This is a genomic window from Rhodococcus sp. P4_F3_2 (assembly GCF_056401335.1).
In genome coordinates, this window is sequence record NZ_JBFUJN010000002.1 from 15,729 (window position 1) to 38,312 (window position 22,584).

22 protein-coding genes and 1 pseudogene are annotated in these 22,584 nt (G+C 62.4%); 7 read left to right on the forward strand and 16 right to left on the reverse strand.

Going from position 1 to position 22,584, the window contains the following annotated elements:
* Window positions 1-139 precede the first annotated feature (139 nt).
* Window positions 140-1,249: a 3-ketosteroid-9-alpha-monooxygenase, oxygenase component gene (locus AC1DWA_RS02685; protein ID WP_051295962.1), complete on the reverse strand. Its 1,110-nt coding sequence runs from the start codon at window positions 1,247-1,249 to the stop codon at window positions 140-142.
* 323 nt (window positions 1,250-1,572) lie between these two features.
* Here AC1DWA_RS02685 and AC1DWA_RS02690 point away from each other — a divergent pair, with 323 nt between their 5' ends.
* The gene (locus AC1DWA_RS02690; RefSeq protein ID WP_223257971.1) at window positions 1,573-2,253 is read left to right on the forward strand and encodes an IclR family transcriptional regulator; all 681 of its coding nucleotides are present in this window, start codon (window positions 1,573-1,575) and stop codon (window positions 2,251-2,253) included.
* Window positions 2,254-2,330: 77 nt separating this feature from the next.
* Here the strand turns inward: AC1DWA_RS02690 and AC1DWA_RS02695 are convergent, their stop codons facing one another.
* Genes AC1DWA_RS02695 through echA20 form a run of 4 tightly spaced genes read right to left on the reverse strand, consistent with a single transcriptional unit; the run spans window position 2,331 to window position 5,833 of the window.
* A complete protein-coding gene (locus AC1DWA_RS02695; RefSeq protein ID WP_019746967.1) occupies window positions 2,331-3,392 on the reverse strand; it encodes an NAD(P)H-dependent flavin oxidoreductase in 1,062 nt (353 codons plus the stop codon).
* A complete protein-coding gene (locus AC1DWA_RS02700; protein ID WP_477846353.1) occupies window positions 3,389-4,144 on the reverse strand; it encodes a CoA-transferase subunit beta in 756 nt (251 codons plus the stop codon). The genes AC1DWA_RS02695 and AC1DWA_RS02700 overlap by 4 nt, the downstream gene beginning before the upstream one ends.
* Complete coding sequence (ipdA, locus tag AC1DWA_RS02705) at window positions 4,141-5,049, reverse strand: cholesterol ring-cleaving hydrolase subunit IpdA (RefSeq protein WP_477916462.1); 909 nt, start codon at window positions 5,047-5,049, stop codon at window positions 4,141-4,143. Before ipdA ends, AC1DWA_RS02700 begins: the two co-directional genes overlap by 4 nt.
* Window positions 5,050-5,056: 7 nt before the next feature.
* Entirely contained in the window at window positions 5,057-5,833 is a 777-nt protein-coding gene (echA20, locus tag AC1DWA_RS02710; protein ID WP_003945611.1) for a (7aS)-7a-methyl-1,5-dioxo-2,3,5,6,7,7a-hexahydro-1H-indene-carboxyl-CoA hydrolase, read from the reverse strand.
* Window positions 5,834-5,935: 102 nt separating this feature from the next.
* Between echA20 and AC1DWA_RS02715 the strand changes: the two genes are divergently transcribed.
* Entirely contained in the window at window positions 5,936-6,850 is a 915-nt protein-coding gene (locus AC1DWA_RS02715; RefSeq protein ID WP_020906294.1) for an SDR family oxidoreductase, read from the forward strand.
* A gap of 67 nt (window positions 6,851-6,917) precedes the next feature.
* Here AC1DWA_RS02715 and AC1DWA_RS02720 read toward each other — a convergent pair whose 3' ends face one another.
* From AC1DWA_RS02720 to AC1DWA_RS02735, 4 genes are all read right to left on the reverse strand, one after another.
* Window positions 6,918-7,589, reverse strand: coding sequence for a GNAT family N-acetyltransferase (locus tag AC1DWA_RS02720; RefSeq protein WP_182261236.1), 672 nt, complete (start codon window positions 7,587-7,589; stop codon window positions 6,918-6,920).
* 94 nt (window positions 7,590-7,683) lie between these two features.
* Entirely contained in the window at window positions 7,684-8,097 is a 414-nt protein-coding gene (locus AC1DWA_RS02725; protein WP_019746973.1) for a hypothetical protein, read from the reverse strand.
* Between the two features lie 57 nt (window positions 8,098-8,154).
* Entirely contained in the window at window positions 8,155-8,643 is a 489-nt protein-coding gene (locus AC1DWA_RS02730) for a nitroreductase family deazaflavin-dependent oxidoreductase (RefSeq protein ID WP_477846352.1), read from the reverse strand.
* Window position 8,644: 1 nt separating this feature from the next.
* Window positions 8,645-9,808: a steroid 3-ketoacyl-CoA thiolase gene (locus tag AC1DWA_RS02735; RefSeq protein ID WP_019746975.1), complete on the reverse strand. Its 1,164-nt coding sequence runs from the start codon at window positions 9,806-9,808 to the stop codon at window positions 8,645-8,647.
* Window positions 9,809-9,982: 174 nt separating this feature from the next.
* On the opposite strand from AC1DWA_RS02735, the gene AC1DWA_RS02740 reads away from it, so the two are divergent.
* Entirely contained in the window at window positions 9,983-11,233 is a 1,251-nt protein-coding gene (locus AC1DWA_RS02740) for a cytochrome P450 (protein ID WP_003945573.1), read from the forward strand.
* Between the two features lie 194 nt (window positions 11,234-11,427).
* On the opposite strand, the gene AC1DWA_RS02745 is transcribed toward AC1DWA_RS02740, so the two are convergent.
* The 6 genes and pseudogenes from AC1DWA_RS02745 to AC1DWA_RS02770 form a co-directional block, all read right to left on the reverse strand.
* A complete protein-coding gene (locus AC1DWA_RS02745; protein WP_020906296.1) occupies window positions 11,428-11,808 on the reverse strand; it encodes a VOC family protein in 381 nt (126 codons plus the stop codon).
* Window positions 11,809-11,959: 151 nt separating this feature from the next.
* Window positions 11,960-12,361: pseudogene (locus AC1DWA_RS02750) on the reverse strand (nuclear transport factor 2 family protein); the annotation flags it as partial.
* A 9-nt stretch (window positions 12,362-12,370) separates the two neighbouring features.
* Complete coding sequence (locus AC1DWA_RS02755; RefSeq protein WP_019746978.1) at window positions 12,371-13,234, reverse strand: TIGR03619 family F420-dependent LLM class oxidoreductase; 864 nt, start codon at window positions 13,232-13,234, stop codon at window positions 12,371-12,373.
* 35 nt (window positions 13,235-13,269) lie between these two features.
* Entirely contained in the window at window positions 13,270-14,451 is a 1,182-nt protein-coding gene (locus AC1DWA_RS02760) for a thiolase domain-containing protein (protein WP_003945946.1), read from the reverse strand.
* Window positions 14,451-15,521, reverse strand: coding sequence for a thiolase domain-containing protein (locus AC1DWA_RS02765; protein WP_047889541.1), 1,071 nt, complete (start codon window positions 15,519-15,521; stop codon window positions 14,451-14,453). The genes AC1DWA_RS02760 and AC1DWA_RS02765 overlap by 1 nt, the downstream gene beginning before the upstream one ends.
* A 10-nt stretch (window positions 15,522-15,531) precedes the next feature.
* A complete protein-coding gene (locus AC1DWA_RS02770) occupies window positions 15,532-16,509 on the reverse strand; it encodes a Zn-ribbon domain-containing OB-fold protein (RefSeq protein WP_047889542.1) in 978 nt (325 codons plus the stop codon).
* Between the two features lie 73 nt (window positions 16,510-16,582).
* Here AC1DWA_RS02770 and AC1DWA_RS02775 point away from each other — a divergent pair, with 73 nt between their 5' ends.
* Together AC1DWA_RS02775 and AC1DWA_RS02780 are read left to right on the forward strand one after the other, a co-directional pair.
* Complete coding sequence (locus AC1DWA_RS02775) at window positions 16,583-17,620, forward strand: LLM class F420-dependent oxidoreductase (protein ID WP_070385852.1); 1,038 nt, start codon at window positions 16,583-16,585, stop codon at window positions 17,618-17,620.
* A 172-nt stretch (window positions 17,621-17,792) separates the two neighbouring features.
* Window positions 17,793-18,767, forward strand: a complete 975-nt coding sequence (locus AC1DWA_RS02780; RefSeq protein WP_020968491.1) for a hypothetical protein — start codon at window positions 17,793-17,795, stop codon at window positions 18,765-18,767.
* Between the two features lie 106 nt (window positions 18,768-18,873).
* On the opposite strand, the gene AC1DWA_RS02785 is transcribed toward AC1DWA_RS02780, so the two are convergent.
* Window positions 18,874-19,698, reverse strand: coding sequence for a crotonase/enoyl-CoA hydratase family protein (locus AC1DWA_RS02785; protein ID WP_477846351.1), 825 nt, complete (start codon window positions 19,696-19,698; stop codon window positions 18,874-18,876).
* A 79-nt stretch (window positions 19,699-19,777) separates the two neighbouring features.
* On the opposite strand from AC1DWA_RS02785, the gene AC1DWA_RS02790 reads away from it, so the two are divergent.
* Both AC1DWA_RS02790 and AC1DWA_RS02795 read left to right on the forward strand, forming a co-directional pair.
* On the forward strand, window positions 19,778-21,451 hold the full coding sequence (locus AC1DWA_RS02790) for an acyl-CoA synthetase (protein WP_477846350.1): 1,674 nt from the start codon (window positions 19,778-19,780) through the stop codon (window positions 21,449-21,451).
* The gene (locus AC1DWA_RS02795) at window positions 21,451-22,566 is read left to right on the forward strand and encodes an NAD(P)H-dependent flavin oxidoreductase (protein ID WP_003945863.1); all 1,116 of its coding nucleotides are present in this window, start codon (window positions 21,451-21,453) and stop codon (window positions 22,564-22,566) included. Before AC1DWA_RS02790 ends, AC1DWA_RS02795 begins: the two co-directional genes overlap by 1 nt.
* Window positions 22,567-22,584 lie beyond the last annotated feature (18 nt).

A 22,584-nucleotide genomic window follows, 5' to 3' on the forward strand; every position in this document is an offset into this window, starting at 1 on the left:
TTCGGCGACGCCTTGTCTTCGCGATACTCCGAACACACGTTGTGCGGATCCGATCGCCATTGAGTCGAGGTATGTTGCCAGCTGTTCTTCTCGACGAGGACATATGTTCCACACCGCTCGCAGTCCACTGGTTCCATGGTCACTGCGCTGCTCCTGCACGGCGTGCGAGGTTGTCTGCAACCTCCTGTTTCCACACCTCGATGGGTTTGCTTGTGTCCATCTCGAATTCGAAGCGATCGATCATCTCGGGCGTGACGTCGGCGACGTCGACGTAGAACTGTTCGTACCACCGCCTCAGTTGGTAGACCGGACCGTCCTCGGTGCAGAGTAGTGGGTTGTCGATGCGGGTCTTGTTCTTCCAGATCTCGATGTCCTGCTCGAATCCGACGCCGATGTAACCGATCATCGCGTCAACGGTTTGGTCCGCTATCCCGGCGGGAAGTTCCTCGGTCTTCTTGACGGTGATGCCGTACATCAGGACAAACTTGTTCGGGCTGACCGGATAGTGGCAGTTGATCAAAACCGAATCCACCTTGAACGTTTCGTACTGGTACACCAGATCATCGATCATGAACGACGGTCCGTGATAGGCGGCCACCGAGAAGTTCGAGACCAACTTCGGCACGTCGGGATCCGTCCAGGTCACGATGTCGTCGCGGTTGATACCGCTCTGCTCCTGGATGGCGACATGCCCCTCGAAGACGTTCTTGAAGTAAGTGGGAAACGAAAAGTGCACGTAGAAGAAGTGCGCCATGTCCACGACGTTGTCGACGATTTCTCGACAGTTGGTGTCGATGACGATTGACTTCCATACCCAATCGGTCCATTCGTGGTCCGGAGTTTTGATTACCGGTATGGCGACTTCGGCCGGAGGCGGATTGCCTTCGGGGTCATGCCAGACGAAGAGCAGTCCGTCTTGTTCGAGGGTGGTCCAGGCGCGAGTTTTGGCAAGCGGTGGAACGCGGCGTGCATAGGGGATCGCGGTGCATTTGCCGTTGCCGCCCCAACGCCAGTCGTGGAAGGGGCAGGCGACTGAATCGCCCTTGACCGTGCCCTGACTGAGGTCGCCGCCCATGTGACGGCAGTAGGCATCGAGGACCTTCAATTCGCCCTGGCTGTCGGCAAATACGACAAGCTTGGTGCCGAAGGCCTCGATCGGATGTGGGTTCCCGTCGTGGAAATCCGTTGCAAGTCCGAGGCAGTGCCATCCGCGGGCGAAACGTTCGGGAGCAGCGCCCTCGTCGATCATGCGGATGTCGTCGACTTCGCCGAGGTCCGTTGTGGTCGTCACGTCTGTAGTCAACTCGTCGTCCTTTGTTCAGTGATCTGTGTTGGCCACTGTGGTGAGGAGTTGGTCCAGGTTCAACGGGGGTAACCGGTGATCGGTATAGCTGCAGGTGGAGTGGCCAGGCAGGTTTGTCTCCCGCACGGTGGGAAACGCCCTGGCGGTTCGTCCGGTGAAGGCCCAGATTTGCAGTCAGCAGAGCACGCCCAGCGCTGTCCTCTCGACGGGCGGATCACCGAAACGGAGACGCCATGTCGGTCGGACCGATCACAGAAGAGCCCATCCCTATGTCAACCCTCGACAGGTTGGCGATGGTAGTGGATTGCTTTCGTGACACGCCGCGGTTGACGCTGGGCGAGGTGGCCCGTCGAACCGGGATTCCGCGATCGTCCGTGCACAGGATGCTTCTGAAGCTAGTGAGGATGGATTGGCTTCGCAGAGAAGGCCTCGAGTACGAAATCGGCGACAAACTCGGCGATCTTGGGGCAATCTCGTTGTATCGAAACAAGTTCGAGAGGGTGGTGGTGCCGTTGTTGTACAACCTGCACCTCGTCACCAATCAGGCCGTACATCTCGGGGTCCTCGAGGGAAGCAACGTGCGATACCTTCAGAAGATCGGCAGCCAGGCGATACCTGACCTCCAGACAGGCGTCGGCTCTCGCATCCCGGCGCGATCCTCGGCAATCGGCAAGGCACTCTTGGCAGCGGGCCGCCGTTCGACGGTCGCGCAACATTCCGCAATAGCCAACCATCGGTACGGCGTCGTATTCGGTACGTGTACTTCGGGTCTCGGCTGCATCGGTGTGAGGGTGGGTGCGCTGGGCGAAGCGGAAGTCGGTCTGTCGATCAGCGGCCCACTCGTTCGAGGCAAGATCGACGATCGACACGTTGCACCGGTACAGATGGCCGCGGTGGCAATCTCCCAGTATTTCGAGGTGCCGGGTGGTCGTCACCAGCAGACCGGTTAGCTCGGCAATGCGCAGAGTGCGCCTCCTCCGACTCCGCGTAAAGCGCAGTGGGGGAGACGCACTCGGATGAATCTGCGTCAGCGAAGAGCCGCAAGCGCGTCGATACGCTTGGCCGCGTCCTCCATGATGTTCTCGATCAGTTCCTTGCAGCTGGGCAGATCGTTGATCATTCCGACAACCTGACCCGAGGCAAGCACGCCGGCTTCCGTATTGCCCTCGACCAGACCGGCCTTGAGCAACATCGGGGTATTCGCCGCCATGATGATTTGCATCAGCGTGCGGTCACCCGAGCGCTTCATTGCGAGGCCGTCCTTGGCGAGCGTCGACCACTTCATACCTGTCATTGCCTTGAACTTGGTGGCGTTCTTGGCAGCAGCGATCAAACCGGTTGCATAGCTGGAACCTTCGAGGCTGTTGACCAGGTCGGTGTTGAGCACACGATGAGGCATGCCGTCGACCTTGCGTGAGACCGTCGTATCCGTCAGTCCTCGCTTGAGGTATTCCTGCTTGACGGAGTCCGGCACCGAAGAGTCACTGGTGAGCAAGAAACGCGTCCCCATGGCGACACCGGCAGCGCCGTACGCCAACGCTGCGGCCAGCCCGCGGCCGTCGAAGAATCCGCCACCGGCGATGACCGGAATATCGACCGCGTCGAGAACCGAGGGAAGAAGCAATGTCGTTGCCACACCGCCGGTGTGACCACCACCTTCGCCGCCCTGGACGATGACGGCGTCCGCGCCCCAAGATGCAACCTTGACCGCATGCTTCGCGGCACCGATCGACGGTACGACGACGATGCCGTGGTCCTTGAGCTTGGCGATCAGTTCCTTCTTGGGAGCCAAGGCAAACGACGCGACCTTGACGCCCTCACGGATCAGCAGGTCCGCGCGCTGCGGCGCGTCGGTGGCGTCGGCACGCATGTTGACGCCGAACGGCTTGTCCGTGAGCTGCTTCGTCTTCTTGATCGCGTGCTCGAGCTCGTCGTAGGTCATCGTGGCCGAAGCCAGGATGCCGAGACCGCCCGCGTTGGCCGTCGCCGACGTCAGCGCGGGCCCGGAAACCCAGCCCATGCCTGTCTGCACGATCGGGTACTCGACACCGACCAGTTCGGTCAGTGCTGTCTTCAGAGTGGGGGTCATGCCGAGACCTCACGGTCCCGGAGGTTGCGCGGATCGAGGGTCTCGCGAATGAGGTGGAGTTCTTCGGCGGTGGGGTCACGGGTGATACCGGCCTCGGCGAGTCCGGCTACCTCGAACGAGGTGTTCTCGGCTACCTCTTCGGCGGTGACGCCGGGATGGAGGCTCAACGCGCGGAAGGTGTTTCCCGGTCCACCAAAGTCGAAGACACCGAGGTTGGTGACAACGCGGGGGATGTTCAGGTACTTGTATGCCGGGTTCTCGGGATCGATCTGGTCGTAGCCGACACCGCACACCACGTCGACCTTGTCGACGAACACTCGCTTGGAGTGCTTGGGGACGAAGTAGCTCGTCGCGTGGTTGATGGTGTTGCCCGGGGCGCCGCGCACACCGAACATCTGACGCGTCGGCTGCTGAAGCGGGCCGAAGGCGGAGAGGTTCTGGTTGCCGTGGCGATCGAGCTGATTGGCGCCCATGACTACGTGGCGACGGCCCGAAGAGACGACGTCGAACACCTTGCGGAAAGGCATCCATCCTTCGATGGGGCCCTTCGTTCCGACTGCCGGGGTGTCCTCGAGAATGAGGGCTTCACCATCGGTGATCAGCAGGTCGGGTTCGGTGGTGAGCCGAGCCAGGCGAGCGCCGATGGTGGACGACGTCGACATCGGGCTGGCCATGATTTCGCCTGCACCGGAGAAGATTTCAGCGCACGCGAGAACAACGTACTCTGCGCGGGTGACGGTGGATTCGCTCATTTTGCCTGCTCCCCTGCCTTTGATGAATCGGCAAACTTCTTTACTGCGGCTTGGTAGTCCTCTTCGCTGCCGGAGAGGAAGGTGTCGACGAACGTCTGCCACGACTCGGGGGTCTTGGCGGCCTCGGCGTAGTGACGCTGGAACTTCTCGTCGCGGCCGTAGCTTTCGCCGGCCAACGTGAAGTGGGCACCGTTCGGGGCCTCGACGACGGCGTCGACCATCATGCGGTTGAGCAGAAGATTCTGCAGTGGAACGGATTTGACCAGTTCCTCGGTCTCGACAATGCGTTCGACGGAGACGTAACGCTTTTCGGCGGCCATGCAGTACAGGTCGTCGAAGTACGGGTCGACACCGTTGTACGCGGCATTGCCGTGCTTGTCACCGAGATTGAGATGAACGAMCGACGCATCGAGGTTGAGTGCAGGCATCGCGATCAAGGTCTCGGAGCGGCCGTCGGCCTCGGGGTACGGGGAGGTGACGGTCTTGAGTTCGTCGCCCCAGAAGTTGCGGACGTCCGAACCGAGGCCTGCGCGGATCGGGAGGAAGGGGAGGCGAGCGGCAGCGGCTTCGAGGCCGCACTTGACCATTCCCTCGTCCATCTCGCGGACTTCGATCTCACCGGCGGTGCGCGCCTTGGCAAACCACGGATCGTAGAACGGTGCGGAGTCCAGGGACACGAAACCGTAGTACGCCTTCTTGACCTTGCCGGCCGAGCACAGCAGCCCGAGATCCGGTCCGCCGTAAGTGACCACGGTCAGGTCCTTGATGTCCGAACGCAGAATCGCACGCACGAAGGCCATCGGCTTGCGGCGAGATCCCCAGCCGCCCAAGCCGATCGTCATTCCGCTGCGGAGCTCGCCGACTACCTCGTCGAGCGACTTCGTCTTGTCACGCTTGCTAGCCATGTTTGTCTCAGCCTTCCTTCTGGGTTGCGTTCTCGCGCGGCTTGCCGGTGGCGACGAATTCGTCGCGGTGTTCGTCGGACACACCGAGGAGGTTGAGTTCGAAGGTGTAGCCCTGCTCGAGTCGGTAGCTGCCCTTGACGTCGACCGGGTCGATGCCGTTGATGGCTTCCTTGGCGCACCGGATGATGCGGGTGTCCTTCGCGGCGATCTTTGCGGCGATCTCGCGAGCGCACTCGTCGAGCTTCTCGCGCGGGACCACGTCGTAGACGCTGCCGAACTGTTTGAGTGTGTGGGCGTCGACGCTCTGTGCGGTGTAGTACAGCGTGCGCATCATGTGTTGCGGCACCAGCCGTGAGAGGTGCGTGGCAGCGCCGAGTGCACCGCGGTCGACCTCGGGGAGGGAGAAGATCGCGTCGTCGGAAGCGACGATCACGTCCGCGTTGCCGACCAGTCCGATGCCACCGCCGACACAGAATCCGTTGACGGCCACGACGACGGGTACAGCGCAGTCGTAGACGGCTGCGAAGGCCGCGGCGCAACCGCGGTTGGCGGCGACCAGTGCGTCGAATCCCTCGGTCGCCTGCATCTCCTTGATGTCGACGCCGGCGTTGAATCCGCGTCCCTCGGCTCGCAGGATCACCACGTGAGTGTTGAGATCCTTGCCCGCGTCGAGGATGGCGTCGGCAAGCTCGAACCATCCCTTGGACGGGATTGCATTGACCGGCGCGTAGTCGATGGTGACCGTGGTGATGCCGGTTCCGTCGGAGGAGGTGCTGATGCCCATATCGGGATTCCTTACGTCTGTGTACCAAACCAAGCGATTGCTTGGTAAGTTAGCACACAAGCGGAGCCGACAAGCCCGAGCAGAGTGCATTAGGAGACAAATATGAGTGGATTGGTCGACGGACGCGTAGTCATCATCACCGGGGCTGGTCGCGGGATCGGACGTGCGCATGCATTGGCGTTTGCTGCCGAGGGCGCCAAGGTCGTCGTCAACGACATCGGTGCGGGTGCCGACGGTTCCGAGACCGGTGAGAGTCCGGCCGAGCAGGTTGTCGCGGAGATCATCGCCGCCGGTGGCCAAGCAGTGGTCAACGGAGACGACGTCGCTGACTGGGCGGGTGCCGAGAATCTGATCAAGACCGCGATCGACACCTTCGGTGGCCTGGACGTACTCGTGAACAACGCGGGCTTCCTGCGGGACCGCATGCTGGTCGGCATGAGCGAAGGCGAATGGGACGCGGTGATTCGCGTGCACCTCAAGGGGCACTTCGCGCCGCTGCGTCACGCTGCTGCCTACTGGCGCGCTGAGGCCAAGGCGGGCAAGACCGTCGACGCACGCATCATCAACACCAGTTCGGGTGCAGGACTGCAAGGTTCGATCGGTCAGGGTAACTACGCTGCGGCGAAGGCCGGTATCGCCGAGATGACCATTCAGGCCGCAGCCGAGCTCAAGAATTACGGCGTCAGTGTCAACGCGATCGCGCCTGCTGCGCGCACGCGCATGACCGTCGGCGCGGGTGGGGCGATGGCCGAGTCGATGGCAGCTCCCGAGGAGGGCTTCGATGCCATGGCGCCCGAGAACATCTCGCCGCTGGTCGTCTGGCTCGGTAGCGCCGAGTCCAAGGACGTCACGGGGCGGGTGTTCGAGGTCGAGGGCGGAAAGATCACCGTCGCGGAGGGCTGGCGTCACGGCCCGAGCGAGGACAAGGGTGACCGTTGGGACCCGAAGGAGATCGGGCCCGTCGTGGCAACGCTGTTGGAGAAGGCGGAGATTCCGACGCCGGTGTACGGAGCGTAGGGCCTCCGGCCCTGTGAGTGATTAAGGAGTGCAGGGACTCCTTAACCACTCACAGGTGGTGTGCCGCCTACGCAGGCGCCCGAACCACCAACACGGTGCCGGGGAACTCTGCGGCGAGCTCGCGCCGAGAATGCTTCACGCAGGCTGTGCCGTAGCCCTTCTTGCGAGATTCCGGCGCGATCCAGATCGCCACGTTGACCTCTTGGCCGTCGAGTTCGCCGAATACCAGGCCGACGCTCTTCGCGCCGTCACCGGACACGTCCTCGGCGACGAACCAGGCAGCGGTCTCGTCGTCGATCCGGCCGAGGCCACCGACGCGCTCAGCTTCGATCCGATCCTCGCTCCACGGCTTGCCGTCTTCGCCGAGCTGCTCGCCCGAACGAATCGTGAACAGCGACTTGTCTTCTGCGCTGTCGCTGAACGGACGCAGGGTGAAGTTCTGCCCGCTGCTCGCGGGACGATCGAGCGTCGTCCATTCGAGAGTGGCGTCGAGATTCTCCAGCTCGCCCTGGATGCGATCGCGCGCAGCCTTGGTGAGTGCACTGAACTTGAGGCTCAGAACTGCTTCGGCATTTGCTTCCGACGTGCCGAGGAGTTCCGCGACGGTGGTCAGTGCCTCCTGGTGGTCCTTGCTGTCGACCACTGCGTCCAGCACCTCGTGGCGACGCTCCAGCGCACGCACGAGGGCTGAGGTGATCTCGCGTCGGTCCAGGATTTGATCTTGAATATGCGTCGTCATATATGCGACTCCTTGCTGTGTTCGAGGCTCTGTCGAAACGCCGTGCGGACCGTACGAGTCAATAGTGCTCCAACTCGCTCGTTATGGCACGTGTTCAGCCTCCGGTGCGGCGAACGAGCCGTTCGTAGCGCTGGCGGGCAGCTTGAGTGCTGCCGAGCCCGAGTCCGAAGGCAATATCTTGCCAGGTCATGCCCCGTTCGCGGGCAATTCCGAGGAACAGTGCTTCCAGCTGTTCCATTTCGGCTCGGGCCTTGGGAATCAGAGTCAACGCAGCCATGACATCGGCGTCGTCGACCTCGGGTTCGTTCGCCTGCGGTGTGTCGGTGCCGCCGGCAAGACGAGCCACGACGCGCACCGCGCCGTAGGGCTCGAGCATCTCCGGATGAGATTGCCGCGCGCGCTGGCTTTGGGTCGCGCCGTGGCGCTCGCTGATCCGAAAGAGTCCGGCGTACTCGCGATGTGCGCGTTCGCGGCCGGAATCGATCGGTCTGAACTGGTCATCGGTCATGAACCCAGGCTGGCACGAACCCGGGTCAATGTAAACGTTTTGTTGTAAACAGTCCGTTTATTTCTTCATCGGCTCGCACACGATGACGGGAATGACCCGGTCGGTCCAGGCCTGATAGTTGTCGAAATCCGGATACATCGCCGTCAACATCGGCCACAGCCGAGCACGCTCGTCCTCGGTGGAGACGCGGGCTTTCATCGATCGGATCCGAGACTTGATCTGCACCGTCACCACCGGATCCGCCTTGATGTTGAGGTACCACATCGGGTTCTTCGGAAGACCACCTTGCGACGCCACCAGAATCACGTTCTCGCCGTCCTCGAGGAACAGCAACGGACTGATCCGCTCCTCGCCGGATTTGCGACCGGTGGTGGTGAGCAGGCAGATCGGCAGCCCGCGTGGGAACGCGCTGCCGACCCGCCACTTGCTACCCAGCCGCCCGTCGGTGGCGCGATACATGGCGACGTTTGCCTTCGACATCCACTTGATGATCTTGACCGTCGCCGGAGCGTCGAGTCCCTTGGGTTTAGCTGGGGGAGTAGTCATCTCAGATACGCTCGATGATGGTTCCGGTGGCCAGCGCGCCGCCGGCGCACATCGTGATCAGAGCCGTCGAGCCGTTGCGACGCTCCAATTCGTGCAGTGCGGTGGTGATCAGTCGAGAGCCCGTACTGCCGACCGGATGGCCGAGAGCGAGCGCGCCGCCGTTGACATTGACGTTGTCGAAGTCAGGTTCGTGAACCTGAGCCCAGGACAGTGCGACGGATGCGAATGCTTCGTTGATCTCGAACAGATCGAGGTCGCCGATCTTCATTCCGCTCTTCTCCAGGACACGGCTGGTTGCCTGCACCGGTCCGTCGAGGTGGAATTCCGGTTCCGAGCCGACCAGTGCCTGGGCGATGATGCGGGCTCGCGGCTTCAACCCGAGTGCGCGAGCCTTGTCCTCGTCCATGAGCAGGACTGCGGCCGCGCCGTCGGATATCTGGGAAGACGTTCCGGCCGTGTGAATCCCGCCTTCGAGGACGGGCTTCAGTCGGGCTAGGGACTCGGCCGTCGTATCGCGCAGGCCCTGATCGCGATTGACGAGCTTCGTCTCGCCCGTGAGGTTTCCTTCCTTGTCGACCTGGGGCGCCGAAAGTTCGAGAACCTCGCGGTCGAAACGCCCTTCCTCCCAGGCCTGCTTGGCCAGCGCCTGCGAGCGGACGCCGAGGGCTTCGATGTCGTCACGGGTCAGTCCGCGTCGACGCGCGATGCGTTCCGCAGCTTCGAACTGGTTGGGCATGTCGATGTCCCACGTCGCCGGCCGACGCGGTCCGGCCTGATCGCCGACGTTTGCGCCGAGGGGAACCTGGCTCATGGCTTCGATGCCGCAGGCGATGCCGGCGTCGATGGCGCCGGTGGCAATCAGTCCGGCAATCAGATGGTTCGCCTGCTGGGCCGAACCACACTGGCAGTCCACGGTGGTTGCGCCGGTCTGCCACGGAAGTCCGGCGTGCAGCCAAGCCGTGCGCGTGATGTTGTTGGACTGAGCGCCGGCCTGGGTGACGCAGCCGCCGATCACCTGCTCGATCAGCAACGGGTCGATTCCCGACCGGTCGAGAACGCCCTTTTGTGCCGCTCCGAGGATCTCGGCGGCGTGCAGACCGGCGAGCCAACCTCCGCGCTTGCCGATCGGTGTACGGACAGCCTCGACGATTACTGGTGTGCCCACAGCGGGCTCCTTTCCTTGTAATGAAAAAGTAGAACAGGTTCTCTGCGGGAAGCAAGACCTGTCGACGTTTCCTTTCCTAGTAAGCAGGCTTGTGTTTCAATGAGAGTAGAACGTGTTACACATCACGGATCCCCATCACCCCTGTGATGAAAAGGCTTAGGGCAGGAGACATCAGTGGCACAGCCCGCATTCCCCGAGGGAATCGACTTCACGGACCCCGACATCTACGCGGAACGCATGCCGTTCGAGGAGTTCGCCGAACTCCGGAAGACGGCCCCCGTGTGGTGGAATCCGCAGCCCCCGGAAATCGGTGGATTCCAGGACGAGGGCTTCTGGGTGGTCACCCGTCATGAAGAGGTCAAGGAGGTCTCGCAGCGAAGCGACATCTTCTCGACCCACGAGAACACTGCGATTCCTCGCTTCGCCGACGACATCCCGCGCGAGAACGTCGAGATGCAGCGATTCATCCTCATCAACAAGGACGCTCCGGAGCACACCAAGCTTCGCAAGCTGGTTTCGCGTGGATTCACCCCGCGAGCCATCAACAGCCTGCGCGAAGAACTGACCGAGCGCGCCGAAAAGATCGTCAAGACTGCGGCTGCCGGTGGTGCCGGAGACTTCGTGGTTCAGGTCGCGTCCGAACTTCCGCTGCAGGCAATCGCCGAGCTTCTCGGTGTGCCGCAGGAAGATCGAATGAAGCTCTTCGACTGGTCCAACCAGATGACGTCCTACGACGATCCTGAGTTCGACATCGATCCGCAGGCAGCGTCGATGGAGATTCTGGGATACGCGTACCAGATGGCGGATCAGCGCAAGAAGTGTCCCGCCGATGACATCGTCACCAAGCTCATCGAAGCTGACATCGACGGAAATGAGCTCTCCCCAGAGGAATTCGGCTTCTTCGTGATTCTGCTTGCGGTCGCGGGTAACGAGACCACTCGCAATGCCATCACACACGGCATGGTTGCCTTCCTCGACAATCCCGACCAGTGGGAGCTGTACAAGAAGGAACGCCCAAAGACTGCGGCCGACGAGATCGTTCGTTGGGCCACCCCGGTGACCTCTTTCCAGCGCACCGCGCTCGAAGACACCGAACTCGGGGGACAGAAGATCAAGAAGGGCGATCGCGTCGTGATGATGTACGCGTCGGCCAACTTCGACGAAGACGTCTTCGAGAACCCCACGAAGTTCGACATCATGCGTGACCCCAATCCGCACCTCGGATTCGGCGGCACGGGTGCGCACTTCTGCATCGGCGCCAACTTGGCTCGTCTCGAAATCGATCTGATCTTCAATGCGATCGCCGATCACCTACCCGATATCACCAGGCTCGGCGATCCCCGTCGCCTGCGCTCGGGCTGGCTCAACGGCATCAAAGAGTTTCAGGTTGATTACAAGACATCGGGCTGCCCGGTCAAACACTGATCCGGACATATACTGACCTGGTAACCGGCGAGTAGGTTCTGTGTAGGTTTTCGGGAGTTGCCTCTGCACTCTCGAACACGCAGAACTACAGTAGACGTTCCGGGGGGCCACTAGTTGGCAACCTGGAACTGCGGCGGCGTCTGCGGGATCCCTCATCTCCCGTAGGCGCCGCCGTTTGTAGTTCAATCTCTAATTCAGCCGCCGTATGGCTTGGTGATCGCTTCCAGGAAATGTCCCGACGGGTCGAGGAAGTAGACCCCACGCCCACCGTCGTTGGTGTTGAAGCCGGTACTCGACTGGCGCGGATCGGCCCAGTGATCAAGTTTCAACGCCTGTATCCGCTGGTAGATGCCGTCGAAGTCATCTTCGGAGACGAGGAAAGCGTAGTGCTGAGACGCAACCTCGGCGCCCTCTTCCACCTGTGCAAAGTCCAGTGTCACCCCGTGCTCGAGTTCGACGCCGAGAAAGTAGCCGGCCTCGACCGGGCCTGGCAGACCGAACATGTGAGTGAAGAACCACGCAGACTCTTGTCGGTCTTTTGCGGCGATGATGGTGTGGTTGAACGAAATGGTCATGAGTGACCCCTTGCAGTACGACGCCTCCATGCCTGACGCAGTCCGTCATCGACACGCGACGTTGGCAACCAGGAAACCATTTCAGGGTTCTCGGTGCAAGTACGACAGGCTGATTCGAATACGACGAGAGCGGCCCCGGTCGATGACCGGGGCGTGCCGTCTTCATCGCACGGTCCACTTCCCAGAATGCTCGAAGTGACGCGATCTTGCCTGCGTCGTTCACGCGATAGACGAACACGCCCTCGGCGTCGATGATCGAGCCGCCGATGGTGGTCCGGATCTTGCCGATGTTGACGTTCTCGTTGCCGCACACCAGTGAATCGTCGATCAGAAACTCGAGCTTGTCCGCGGTCGCGATCGTCATGTCGTAGAACTTGGAGATCGCTTCGCGTCCGTGATGGCCTTTGCCTTCGGGATCGAATCCCGACGGCCCGACCGGATCCTCCACCCAACCGTCCTCGGCGAAGAGGTCCAGCCAGGCTTCCTTGTTCTTGCCACTCGCTGCGGCGCGCGAAGCGTTACCCGCGACGCGGGCGGGGTGTTCGTCAGTCATCGCGACTCCTCAGTTGATGTACTGCTCGGCGAACTTACGCATCGAATCCTGCTTTGCCTCCAGCGGGGCATCGAAGCCGATTCCGTCGAAAACCCAAGGTACGGTGATGATGTCCGTGACGCCGGCATCTTCGAGTTCTGCGTAACCGTCCTTGCCGAAACGGTCGATGCACACCGTCTGGATTTCGAACGGCTCGTTCTCGCGGCCGTACTCGGCGCGCAGTTCGCGTAGTCGTGCGATCACACCCACCAGGTCGTCGAACTTGATCATCGCCGAGGTCCAACCGTCGCCGACTCGCGCAGCACGCTTGAGCGCCACCTCGGTGTGGCCGCCGACGTAGAACGGAACCGGCTTGGTGGGAGCCGGACTCATCTGCAGGCGATCGAAATCGAAGAACTCGCCGTGATACTCGACCATCCCGCCGCCGAGAATTAGTTTGAGAACGTCGATCATCTCGTCCACTCGGGCGCCGCGACGCTTGTACGGAGCGCCGCACCACTCGAACTCTTCAGGAGCCCAACCGATTCCGACACCGAAGCCGAAACGGTTGTTCGTCAATGCCGCTACCGATCCGACCTGCCGCGCGAGCAGGACCGGATTGCGGCTACCCAGCTTGAGCACCTGGGTGTAGAACTCGATCTTCTCGGTCACCGCGCCCATTGCAGCTGCGGCGATCAGCGGATCGACCCAGGGGGTCTCGGCATTCCACATCCGAGACCCGTCCGGGGTGTACGGGTAATCCGCCGCCTGCGTTTCCATGAAGAACAGTGAATCGGGGAGAGCGATCGACGAAAAGCCGCATTCCTCGGCCGTTTTGGCGATACCGGCTAACTGGTCCAAGGGGTTCATGGCAACCCCGACGGTGTACTTCATCTTCGGTCTCTTCCTGATCGGCGTGTGTGCTGCTGTTACGTGGTGGGACGTTCGGAGCCGACGACCCACATCGAGAAGTACTGCGAGCCACCGCCGTAGGCATGGCCGAGAGCCTTGCGCGCGTCGGCCACCTGGTGATCGCCGGCGCGGTGCATGACCTGCATCGCCGACTCGGCAAAACGGATCATGCCCGAGGCGCCGATCGGGTTGGAAGAGAGAACACCGCCCGAGGCATTGACCGGGAGCTTGCCGCCGATCGCGGTTTCGCCGGCCTCGGTCAGCTTCCAGCCCTGGCCTTCCTCCGCGAAACCGAGGTTCTCGAGCCACATCGGCTCGAACCACGAGAACGGGACATAGATTTCGGCGCAGTCGATTTCGTTGAGCGGATCGGTGATTCCCGCGGACTTCCACAGCGCGGCCGCGGCGTCACGGCCGGCCTGCGGATTGACCTGATCGCGTCCGGCATAGAAGGTCGGCTCGGTGCGCATGGCGGTTGCGTGGATCCACGCGACCGAACGACCCTCGGCCTCGACCTGTGCGGCCGCTTCCTCGTTGCCGATCACCAGAGCGCACGCGCCGTCCGAGGACGGGCAGGTCTCGTCGTAGCGGATCGGATCCCAGAGCATCTGAGATGCCTGCACCGATTCGAAGGTGATGTCCGGCTGCCGCAGGTGCGCATACGGATTGAGGCTGCCGTTGAGCCGATCCTTCACCGCGACGAGGTAGCCGATGTGCTCCGGTGCGCCCGATCGACGAATGTACGAACGGACGTGCGGGGCGAAGTATCCACCGGCGCCGGCGCCGACAGGCATGTTGAACGGTACCGGTGTGGACAGCGCCCACATGGCGTTCGACTCGGACTGCTTCTCCCAGGAAACCGTCAGAACCCGCTTGTGGACACCGGATTTGACCAGGCTGGAGGCGACGATAGCCGTCGACCCACCCACCGAGCCGGCAGTGTGAACACGCAGCAACGGCTTTCCGTTGGCGCCAAGAGCATCCGACATGGCGAGTTCGGGCATCATCGAACCCTCGAACAGGTCGGGGGCCTTTCCGATGACGACGGCGTCGATGTCGTCCCAGCCGACGTTGGCGTCGAGCATCGCGGCGTCGATGGCTTCACGAACCAAGCCCGCCATCGAGACATCATGACGCTTTGCGACGTAGTGAGTTTGGCCGGTGCCGAGCACGGCCGCGAGTTGAGGCGTTCCGGCCATCAGTTCCGTCCCTCCAAGACTGCTACCAGGTTCTGCTGCAGCACAGGGCCGCTTGTTGCATGGGCCAGAGCGCGATTCGCCTGGCCGTCGAAGATTGCCTTGGCGGCGTGGCCGATTCGTTCCAGACCACCGGCGAACAGTGGGTTGCCGCTGAGCGGACCGCCGGACGGATTGATCGTGGTGGCGTCGGTCAGGCCGATCGCTTCCTTCAAGATCAATTCCTGGTGAGTGAACGGTGCGTGCAGTTCGGCGACGTCGATGTTGCCGACCTCGCCGCCCGTTGCCGCCTTGGCTGCCGACGTAGTGGACGGCGACGTGGTCAGGTCACGTGCACCCAGGTTGGGGGAGTCGATGCGATGCTCGAGTCCGGTGATCCACGCCGGCCGATCGCAGAGATCGCGGGCGCGATTACCCGAGGCCAGGACGATTGCTGCCGCACCATCGGTGATGGGTGCACAATCGTGTGCGCGCAACGGATCTGCGAGGAACGGGCTGGCGAGTAGTGCCTCGATGTCGACCTCGCCCGCGAGCTGAGCCTTCGGATTACTCAGCGCGTGACGACGGCTGCGAGCGGCAACCTCCGCCATGTCCTCTTGCGTCCACTTACCCGCGTCGAGTCCGAGTCGGGCTTGAAGTCCGGCGATCGAGACGGAGTCCGGCCACAGCGGAGTGACGAGGTACGGATCGAGCTGCATGGACAGGATCTTGCGCAGGTGCCCGGCGGAGGATTTGCCGAAGCCGTACACCAGCGCGGTCTCGACCTCGCCGGTCAAGATCTTGATCCACGCTTCGTAGAAGGCCCACGCAGCATCCATCTCGACGTGAGATTCGTTGATCGGCGGGACCGCTCCGATGGAGTCGATGGCCGAGATGAAGGAGAACGCTCGTCCGGCCAGGTAATCGGAAGATCCGGAGCACCAGAAGCCGATGTCGGACTTGGTGATTCCCAGATCGCTGTAGAGCTGCTGGAAGCACGGGACGAGCATCTCGACGCCGTTGGTGGTGCCGTTGGTTTCGCGGACGTGGGGTGCCTGAGCAAAGCCCACGACTGCGATGTCTGCAGAAGTCATTTCAGGAGCCTCACAGGTGGTGTTGGAAGGTGGAGTACTCGGCGTCGGGTTCACCTGTCGGCCGGAAGTATTCGATGTTCTCGAGGGTGTAACCCCACTCTTCGCGAGGCTTCCACTTGGCTTCGACGCGCATGCCCATGCGTACGTCCGCGGCATCACATTCGAGGATCAAGTGCAGGAACGGAATGTCGGCTCCGTCGAGAAGCACGTAGGCGGCCACGTAGGGAGGTTTGATTCGCTGCCCGAGGAACGGGACGTTGACGATGCAGAAGGTGGTGACAATTCCCTTGTCGGGCAGTTCGATCTGCTCGCTCGTCGGCTTCCCGTTGGTGGGATTCGCGCCGCGCGGTGGGATGTAGATCTTGTCTTCGGGTCCGCTGCGACCACCGATCAGCTTGCCTTCTGCGAGACCACGGAGGTAGAAACTCTCCTCGGCCGAGGCGGAATGCATGAAGTGCAGGTCGACAGGCGTCGTGATCATGGTGACAGGATTGGCGGTGGAATCGACTGTCGCGATTCCATTTTCGCTCTCACCTGGTTCGAAGCACTCGATGTCCTTGATCTGCCCGATCCGCTCCGACGCCCAGCGAGCACGAACCCGCAGGCCGGTGCTGATGTCGTCGGGGGAGTCGACGTCGACCGCGTGGAGCATGGACGTGTCCGCGCCGTCGAGCTTGATCAGGGCCCACGCGAAAGGCTTCGTCAGGGGTTGACCCTCGATGGGTTCGGGCATCCACGTCCAACTCACGACCGTTCCGCCGTCGGAGACTCCGACGAAGTCGGTCAGTGGTTCGGCCGTATCCGGATCGAATTCCGGTGGCGGCACGAAGACACGACCGTTCGACCCGCGTGCGCCGATCACCTTGCGATCACGCAGGGCAGTCACGAACGCGCCGATGGTCGGTCCCGTCGATCTGGTGTAGTCGAAATGGAGATTCAATGGTGCGCTCAGGGGCTTGTCGGCCACCCCGCTCTTTCCGATGGTCACAAGATCGAGTAGAACAGGTTCTAGAGATTGTGGCAAGAGTCACTTCTGATCACCGGCAATGTGGAGGCCTGCGATGAAGCTTGGGTTGCAACTCGGATACTGGGGCGCACAGCCGCCGGCAAACGCCCCGGAACTGATCGAGGCCGCGGAAGGCGCGGGATTCGACGCGGTCTTCGCGGCGGAGTCGTGGGGCTCGGACGCATTCACCCCGCTCGCCTGGTGGGGATCTCGGACCGAGAACGTCCGTCTCGGCACGTCCGTCGTACAGATTTCGGCGCGAACACCGACCAGCTGTGCCATGCACGCGCTCACTCTCGATCACCTCAACGGTGGGCGAACGATCCTCGGGCTCGGCGTATCCGGACCGCAGGTCGTCGAAGGTTGGTACGGCCAGCCATTCGAGAAGCCGCTCGCGCGCACCCGCGAATACGTCTCGATCGTGCGCCAGGTCCTCGCCCGTGAAGCGCCCGTCACCAGCCCCGGCCCCCACTACCCTCTGCCGTATGCGGGGCCGGGCAGTTCGGGACTTGGCAAGCCGCTCAAGCCCATTACGCACCCGCTGCGAGCGGACATCCCGATCTGGCTCGGCGCCGAAGGGCCGAAGAACGTCGCGCTCGCCGGTGAAATCGCCGACGGGTGGCTGGCGATCTACTACACCCCGCGCCTGGCCCCGATGTACAACAAGTGGCTCGACGAAGGCTTCGCTCGCGCCGGGGCCCGTCGTAGCCGCGAAGACTTCGAGGTGGCCGCCACGTGCCAGGTCATCGTGACCGACGATCGTGCCTCCGCCATCGCCGCTCTCAAGCCGATGACCGCCCTCTACGTCGGCGGAATGGGCGCCCCCGAGTTGAACTTTCACGCACAGGTCTACAAGCGGATGGGCTACGAGAAGGAGGTCGACGAGATCGGTCGCCTCTTCATGTCGGGCCGCAAGGACGAAGCTGCTGCCGTCGTCCCCGACGAGATGGTCACCGAGACCATGATCATCGGCAACGTCGACGAGGTGCGCGCAGACGTGAAGCGTTGGGAGGAAGCCGGAGTCACGATGCTGCTGGTGACCTGCCGCGACGCCGACCATGTGCGAGAGCTCGCGGCCGCGGTGGGTGGTTGAGCGGGGCACCCCCTTTTTTCGAGCGGGACCCCCCTTTTTTTCGAGCGAACGGCACGTTCAGCGCATCTGAGGCGCTCAACGCGCCTTTCGCTCGCCGAAAGTTATCCACAGGGCCGCCAAAACCCCAGGTCGCCGCCGGGGCCCGCGGTGCTACTCGAGTCATGCTGCGACCATGCGGCGTGGAATGTGGGGCGATGATCTGGACGCGATCTACCGCGTCAGTCGAAGCGGAGTGATCCGAACGGCCGAGTTGGCGCGATTGGGCGTCTCCAACTCCGCCGTGCACACCCGGTGTCGAGTGGGTGGACCCTGGCAGCGCATATTGCCAGGAGTGATCCTGCTCCGAAATGGTCAACCGACGCCGCGTCAACGATCGATCGCTGCGCTCATGTTGAGCGGTGACGAGTCTCTGCTGACGGGGCGATCTGCCATGTCGGAGTACGGATATCGGACGCACGCCGGGGATGTGCAGGTGCTCATCCCCATCGACCGTCGTGTTCAATCGGTTGGGTTCGTCACGGTGGAGCGCACTGTTCGACTGCCTGAGCCGGAGATTCGCAACGGTCTGCGCTGTGCGCCGCTGCCGAGGGCACTACTCGACGCTGCGAGGCGGTGCAGGGCCCTCGATCCCACACGGGCACTCATTGCCGAGGTCGTTCAGCGTGGCGACGTCTCGGTGCGCGAACTTGCGAAGGAACTCGAGGCGGGCAGCAGTCGGGGGTCCGCGCTACCTCGGGTCGTGTTGCGCGAAGTGAACGCGAACGTCCACTCGGTTCCGGAGGTTCACGCGCGAAAACTGTGGCAGCGGAGCGGGCTGCCGGAAATGTTGTTCAACCATGAGATCCGGGATGCTGACGGAGACTTCATCGCAATTCCGGACGGATGGATCGATTCGGTTGCCTTCGCGTGGGACATCGACTCCTTGGAATGGCATGCCGCGCCGACGGACTACAAGCGCACGGTGGAACGTCGGACGCGTATGCAGAATGCGGGAATCATCGTGTTGCCGACGGTGCCCAGTGCACTGCGAACGGACCCTGATCGTGTGATCGACGACCTGCGTGCGCACTACAGATTGGCGCAGTCACGTCCCCGGCCACAGGTGTTCGCGAGGTCGAGGTGGGTCAAATTGGACGAAACCGGCTGAGCGAAAGTGCCTTTCGGCGCACTGAAGGCGCCGAAAGGTACGTTCGCTCGAAAAGGGGGTGGGTGCACCGAGAGGGGGAAAGGGGGGTGGGTCGGACACCCCTGACTCAGACACCCTTGAACTGGGGCGCCCGCTTCTCACCGAAAGCCCGCGGGCCCTCCTTGGCGTCCGCGCTCATGAACACCTTCATGCCCAGCTGCGCGTCGATCTGGAAGGCCTCTTCCTCGTGCATGCCCTCGGTGTCGCGGATGGTCTTGAGAATCGCCTGCACGGCGAGGGGGCCGTTTTCACTGATCAGGTCCGCGAGCTCCAGCGCCTTGTCGAGGGCCTGACCGTCCGGGACGACGTGGCCGATGAGCCCGATCTCCTTGGCCTCCGGAGCCTTGATGTGACGACCGGTGAGCAGGATGTCGGCTGCGATCGTGTACGGAATCTGTCGAACGAGACGCACCGCGGAACCGCCGAGCGGGAAGAGCCCCCACTTGGCTTCGGAGACGCCGAACTTGGCGCTCTCGCCCGCGACGCGGATGTCGGTGCCCTGCAGGATTTCGGTTCCGCCGGCGATGGCTGCACCCTCGACCGCAGCGATCAGCGGCTTGGTCAACCGGCGACCCTTGAGTAGACCTTCGATCTTGGACATGTCGATGCCGCCGCCCGCGAAGGAATCTCCCGGAGGCTTGGCGGACATGTTCTTGAGGTCGGCGCCGGCGCAGAAGTCGCCGCCAGCTCCGGTGAGGATCGCGACGCGGATTTCGGGGTCGTTGTCGACCTGATCCCAGGCGTCGACCATGATCGCCATCATTTCGCCTGTGATGGCGTTCTTACGCTCGGGGCGATTCATGGTCACGATGAGAACGTGGCCACGCTTCTCCACGAGGCAATGCGGCGCGGTTTCCGAAATGTCTGATTTTTCGGTCGTCGAAGTGGACACTGATGGCTCCTGGCGGGTCTGTGAGCTGGCTCTCAAGTTGGGTCTTGCCAGAAACGGTAACACGTTCTACTTTGAACTCGTGGCCCTTAACATCGCAGACTTCGTAGAGCACGCAATCGACCTCGTTCCGGACCGCGTTGCGCTGGTCTCGGACAACCGCGAGATGACTTATGCGCAGTTGGAGGACCGAGCAAACCGCCTCGGTCACTACCTGCGTGAACATGGCGTTCAACCGGGTGACAAGGTCGGCATCTACTGCCGGAACGTCATCGAGGCGATCGAGGCCATGGTCGCCGTTTTCAAAATCCGGGCCGTGATGGTCAACATCAACTACCGGTACGTCGAGAACGAGTTGCAGTACATCTTCGACAACTCCGACATGGTTGCGCTCATTCACGAGCGCCGCTACTCGGACAAGGTCGCGAACGTCCTGCCGAACACTCCCAAGGTCAAGTCCGTCATCGTGGTCGAGGACGGCACCGATCTGGACTTCAGTGCTTTCGGCATCGGCTACGAGGACGCACTCGCGCAGAGTTCGGGTGAGCGTGATTTCGAAGAGCGCAGCAACGACGACATCTTCATGCTCTATACCGGCGGCACCACCGGAAGTCCCAAGGGCGTCATGTGGCGCCACGAGGACTGGTGGCGTGTTCTCGGCGGCGGCATCAACTTCGTCACCGGAGTTCCGGTCGAGGACGAGTACGAGATGGCGAAGGTCGGCGCAGCCAACCCGAGCATGATCCGCTACCCGATTCCCCCGATGATTCACGGTGGTTCGCAGTCTGCGGTGTTCCACAGCCTCTTCGGCGGCGGAACCTGTTTGATGCACCCGGAATTCGACGCCCACGAGGTGTGGCAGAACATCGACAAGCACAAGGTCAACCTGATCTTCATCACGGGTGACGCGATGGGCCGTCCGATGCTCGACGCACTGATCGCCGGCAATCCGAAGACGGGTGAGCCGTACGATCTTTCGACGCTCTACGTGATGGCCAGCAGTGCTGCGCTCTTCTCGCCGAGCATCCAGGAGCAGTTCCTCGAACTGTTGCCCAACCGCCTGTTGACCGACTCCATCGGAGCATCCGAGACCGGCTTCGGCGGACTGGCCGTGCTGAGCAAGGGTCAGAAGCACACTGGCGGTCCGACGGTCAAGATCGACGCCTCCACAACGGTTCTCGACGACGACGGCAACGACGTCGAACCCGGATCGGGCAAGCGCGGCATGCTCGCGCGCAAGGGCAACATCCCGCTCGGCTACTACAAGGACGAGGTCAAGACGGCCGAAACCTTCCGCACCATCAATGGCGTTCGCTACTCGATCCCCGGCGACTATGCGCAGGTCGAAGCCGACGGCACGGTCACGATGCTCGGCCGCGGTTCGGTGTCCATCAACAGCGGCGGCGAGAAGGTTTACCCGGAAGAGGTCGAGGGCGCGTTGAAGGCGCACCCGGACATCTTCGACGTGCTGGTGGTCGGTATCCCCGACGAGCGCTTCGGTCAGCGGGTTGCCGCAGTGGTTCAGGTACGTGAAGGCACGTCGCCGACGTTGCACGACATCGCCACCGCAGCGCGCAAAGAGATTGCCGGATACAAGGTTCCGCGCAGTGTGTGGTTCGTCGACCAGATCAAGCGCAATCCGGCCGGCAAGCCCGACTACCGCTGGGCGAAGGCCGAAACGGAATCGCGCGAGGCTGACGATCACAACGGAAACGGCGCTCCTGTGGCGTCCGCAAACGAAAGCGTGGAAGCCTGATGCGTTCGGATCTCGCCGACAAGTTCGGCATCGAATACCCGATCTTCGGATTCACTCCTTCCGAGCACGTCGCGGCCGCGATCAGCCGCGCGGGCGGTCTGGGCGTGCTCGGTTGTGTCCGGTTCAACGATCCGGAAGAGCTCGAAGCCGCACTGACGTGGATGGACGAGAACACAGACGGTAAGCCGTACGGCGTCGACATCGTCATGCCGGCAAAGGTGCCGACCGAGGGCGGCGCCGTCGATCTCGACAAGCTGATTCCGGAGGAGCACCGCGCCTTCGTCAACCGCACGCTCGACGAACTGGGTGTGCCGCCGCTTTCCGACGACGTCGAGCATGCGACCGGCGTACTGGGATGGCTTCACTCGGTAGCGCGGTCTCACGTCGATGTTGCTCTGGGACACCGGATCGCGTTGATTGCGAATGCACTAGGATCGCCGCCGAAGGACGTCATCGATCAGGCACACGAGAAAGGCGTTCCGGTAGCAGCACTGGCCGGCGCCGTCGAGCACGCACGTCGTCACGTCGAGAACGGTGTCGACATCGTGATCGCGCAGGGCTACGAGGCCGGCGGTCACACCGGCGAAATTGCCTCGATGGTTCTCGTTCCGGAAATCGTTGATGCACTGGGCGATTCAGCTGCTGTACTGGCTGCCGGCGGTATCGGCAGCGGCCGTCAGGTGGCTGCTGCACTTGCACTCGGTGCGTCCGGAGTGTGGATGGGCTCGTACTGGCTCACCACATCCGAATACAAACTCGGCAGTGCGTCGGGCGAAGGCCCTTCCGCTATTCAGCGTGCACTGTTGGGCGCGACGTCGGCCGACACCGTACGTTCGCGCATCTACTCGGGTAAGCCCGCTCGGTTGCTCAAGACCAAGTGGACGGAAGCCTGGTCGAACCCGGGAGCACCGGCGCCCTTGCCGATGCCGCTGCAGAACCTACTGGTCAGCGACGCTCATCAGAGAATCGCTGCATCGGAGAACCCGGAAGTTGTGGCAATGCCCGTCGGTCAGATCGTGGGACGGATGAACGAGATCCGACCGGTCGCCGAGGTCATGGCAGAGCTGGTGTCGGGGTTCGAGGACGCGCGAACCCGACTGGATTCGATGAAGTAGTAGATGACACGTACGTAT

What these genes read in the sequence shown, in the direction of transcription:
- AC1DWA_RS02685 (WP_051295962.1), bottom strand. Translation starts at nt 1,249, where the DNA reads ATGATCGACGAGGGCGCTGCTCCCGAACGTTTCGCCCGCGGATGGCAC.
- AC1DWA_RS02690 (WP_223257971.1), top strand. Translation starts at nt 1,573, where the DNA reads ATGTCAACCCTCGACAGGTTGGCGATGGTAGTGGATTGCTTTCGTGAC.
- AC1DWA_RS02695 (WP_019746967.1), bottom strand. Translation starts at nt 3,392, where the DNA reads ATGACCCCCACTCTGAAGACAGCACTGACCGAACTGGTCGGTGTCGAG.
- AC1DWA_RS02700 (WP_477846353.1), bottom strand. Translation starts at nt 4,144, where the DNA reads ATGAGCGAATCCACCGTCACCCGCGCAGAGTACGTTGTTCTCGCGTGC.
- echA20 (WP_003945611.1), bottom strand. Translation starts at nt 5,833, where the DNA reads ATGGGCATCAGCACCTCCTCCGACGGAACCGGCATCACCACGGTCACC.
- AC1DWA_RS02715 (WP_020906294.1), top strand. Translation starts at nt 5,936, where the DNA reads ATGAGTGGATTGGTCGACGGACGCGTAGTCATCATCACCGGGGCTGGT.
- AC1DWA_RS02720 (WP_182261236.1), bottom strand. Translation starts at nt 7,589, where the DNA reads ATGACGACGCATATTCAAGATCAAATCCTGGACCGACGCGAGATCACC.
- AC1DWA_RS02725 (WP_019746973.1), bottom strand. Translation starts at nt 8,097, where the DNA reads ATGACCGATGACCAGTTCAGACCGATCGATTCCGGCCGCGAACGCGCA.
- AC1DWA_RS02730 (WP_477846352.1), bottom strand. Translation starts at nt 8,643, where the DNA reads ATGACTACTCCCCCAGCTAAACCCAAGGGACTCGACGCTCCGGCGACG.
- AC1DWA_RS02745 (WP_020906296.1), bottom strand. Translation starts at nt 11,808, where the DNA reads ATGACCATTTCGTTCAACCACACCATCATCGCCGCAAAAGACCGACAA.
- AC1DWA_RS02755 (WP_019746978.1), bottom strand. Translation starts at nt 13,234, where the DNA reads ATGAAGTACACCGTCGGGGTTGCCATGAACCCCTTGGACCAGTTAGCC.
- AC1DWA_RS02760 (WP_003945946.1), bottom strand. Translation starts at nt 14,451, where the DNA reads ATGGCCGGAACGCCTCAACTCGCGGCCGTGCTCGGCACCGGCCAAACT.
- AC1DWA_RS02765 (WP_047889541.1), bottom strand. Translation starts at nt 15,521, where the DNA reads ATGACTTCTGCAGACATCGCAGTCGTGGGCTTTGCTCAGGCACCCCAC.
- AC1DWA_RS02775 (WP_070385852.1), top strand. Translation starts at nt 16,583, where the DNA reads ATGAAGCTTGGGTTGCAACTCGGATACTGGGGCGCACAGCCGCCGGCA.
- AC1DWA_RS02780 (WP_020968491.1), top strand. Translation starts at nt 17,793, where the DNA reads ATGCGGCGTGGAATGTGGGGCGATGATCTGGACGCGATCTACCGCGTC.
- AC1DWA_RS02795 (WP_003945863.1), top strand. Translation starts at nt 21,451, where the DNA reads ATGCGTTCGGATCTCGCCGACAAGTTCGGCATCGAATACCCGATCTTC.